Below are 2,556 nucleotides of genomic sequence, written 5' to 3'. Positions count from 1 at the left end.
TTTTTTAAGTTCGGCGGTGCGTTGTCAACCCCTTAGCCGGGCGTTATGTGAATTAAGCAGAAATCGTCAAAATATGCTTGCAAGGTTTAGGACTTAGTATTAGTATTGATCTCAACAACGGCTTCCTCCTGAACTATGTTCGTAAGAGTGGAAGCCTTTTTTTTATCTGTAGTATAGCTTCAGCTAATGAGGCTAAGAGCTAAATTTCGGACTATTACAGTGCCAAACTTGATTCTATACAACAAAAGCTACTTAAGTAGCTCTGATCTATGCGCCAAGCTTCAAGGGCAAGGCTTAACTATCCATGATGTAGAAAACGCTAAAAATGAGCTTGAACGTTGTAGTTATTACCGTTTTAAAGCCTATTTATTCCCTTTCAAAGACTTAAACACTAAGACATATAATACTGGTTCTACTTTTGAACAGGGCTATGAATTATACCACTTTGATAGTGAGCTGAGAGCATATTTGTTCCGTATCATTGAAAAAGTCGAAATTGGCGTCCGATCTGCTCTAGATCAGTGGGTTACGGGAAAAACTGGCAATCCATTTTGGTATCTGGATTCCTCATTGTTCAATAGCAATGGTGACCAGATTAAGACTGTAACAACGTTACGCTCTATGTTCATTAGTTCAAAAGAGGAATATGCCCTTCATTATCGTGGTAAATACTACAACGATTATTGTCGATTCTATCGAGAGTTACCACCTGCTTGGGTAGCTCTTGAACTTATGACATTCGGTAATATTTTGAGCCTAATGGATAGCTTTACTACTGATTCAGTGCAAAACCTTAAGCTCAATCGTTTTGCGAACAATAAGCTAGGTGTAAATAAGTACCAATCATTGACAAACTGGATGGGTTGTATTCGTCATGTAAGGAATGCTTGTGGTCACCATAATCGTCTATTCAATCGAAATCTCACAGCACCCACGGGAATCAAGCGGGTTCTAAATCGCCATATTTCATTGGTTCGTACAAATCCTCAGTCTGGAACTCGGCAAACAGATCAAGTGAACAGGATTTACACAAATATTTGTGCAATACAAAAAATTTATACAGGTTTAGGTCACGAAGAGAAACTGGGGCCCGCATTAGCTCACCTGTTTGAAAAATACCCAACAGCAAAACTGTTTAGAGAATCTATGGGGTTTCCAGCTCAATGGCATCAAGAGCCCTTATTATTTAACTTTACTGCTGAGAGTAACGAATCATCAGCAAATATTAGTCAAAGCAACCTAAAACTAGCTCTATGGTGCGGTTACGAAAAACTATTTCGGATGGCATCTTTAAGCTTGGGAAACTAATTCAGCCATAACCTTAATTTTATTGATTTAAAGTGAAAAATTCACATAACAAAGCATTTAAGAGTGATTCTCAACGCATGGCATTTTTCATTCCATCGTTGGGTTTTGTGTTTACGGTGGTCTGGTTACGTTTCGTGGTAGCGTTGCTCACACCTTAATGCGGCGTTATATTTTTATTGAGAGGTCAGGATGGGTAGTAAACTAAAAACATATAATGAAGTTAAAGAATACTTAAGAAAAAAAGAACGAACAGCTCATTTACTGCTGGGCAATGGCTTTAGTATGGCTTATAACCACAAAATTTTTTCTTACAACGCATTGCATCAATTTATTGAAAAACAAGAAGACCCATTGATAACTTCGCTTTTTGACATAGTGAAAACTAAGAACTTCGAGTTGGTGATGCAGCAACTCGACAATTTCTGTGAGCTTATAGAGGCATTTGGTTCAGATAAGGACTTGTTAGACAAAGTTGAAACCGCTAGTGAACGGTTAAAAGAAAGCTTAATTGATGCAGTTGAATCATTACACCCTGAGCATGTTTTTAAGTTGCAAGAATCCCAAATAGATAAATGCTCCGAGTTCCTATCATTTTTCACCAATAATGATGGTTCAGTATTCAGTACTAACTATGACTTATTGCTTTATTGGGTTCTTATGCGGAAAGGTGCTAAAAATGCAATAGATGGTTTTGGACGAGACCGTGAGGATGATGGTGGTTATGACGATGAACCTGAATACTCGGAGCTTAGGTGGGGCAATAATAAAAGCAATCAAAATATTTATTATCTCCATGGAGCATTACCTATCTTTGATGAAGGTGTGCATATTCTTAAAGAAGAATACACTGGTACAAAGTACTTGCTTGAAAACATCAAACGCAGGATAGATCATGGTCACTATCCTGTATTTGTAGCTTCGGGTAATGGTGAAGAAAAACTTGAGCATATCCTTCATAACCGATATTTAACATTCTGCTATGATTCATTGTGTGAAATTCAAGGATCGTTAGTCACCTTCGGATTTAACTTTGGTAAGTATGATTACCATATAATTGATGCTATAAACATCGCAGCAAAACAAGGCAGACGTTCTGGTAACAAACTTTTTAGCGTTTATATTGGCGTATACAGTGAGGATGACAGAAAGCATATCGAAAGAATTAAAGATAAGTTTAAGTGCAAAGTAACTCTATTTGACGCTGCAACTGCGAACGTGTGGGCATAAAAAACTTAGTATCAAGTTTGA

At 37.4% G+C, this 2,556-nt stretch carries 2 protein-coding genes; both read left to right on the top strand.

Annotated elements, in window-relative coordinates; genetic code table 11:
• Positions 1-219: 219 nt before the first annotated feature.
• On the top strand, positions 220-1,308 hold the full coding sequence (locus PL85_RS17040; protein WP_174223871.1) for an Abi family protein: 1,089 nt from the start codon (positions 220-222) through the stop codon (positions 1,306-1,308).
• 189 nt (positions 1,309-1,497) lie between these two features.
• Positions 1,498-2,535 (top strand): DUF4917 family protein, encoded by a 1,038-nt coding sequence (locus PL85_RS17035; RefSeq protein WP_115340105.1) that lies wholly within the window; start codon positions 1,498-1,500, stop codon positions 2,533-2,535.
• Positions 2,536-2,556: the final 21 nt, after the last annotated feature.

Source organism: Vibrio anguillarum (genome assembly GCF_001989995.2).
GTDB classification, from domain to species: Bacteria; Pseudomonadota; Gammaproteobacteria; order Enterobacterales; family Vibrionaceae; genus Vibrio; species Vibrio anguillarum.
Note: the sequence above shows the minus strand (reverse complement) of the source record. Positions and strands in the feature narration are given on the sequence as shown.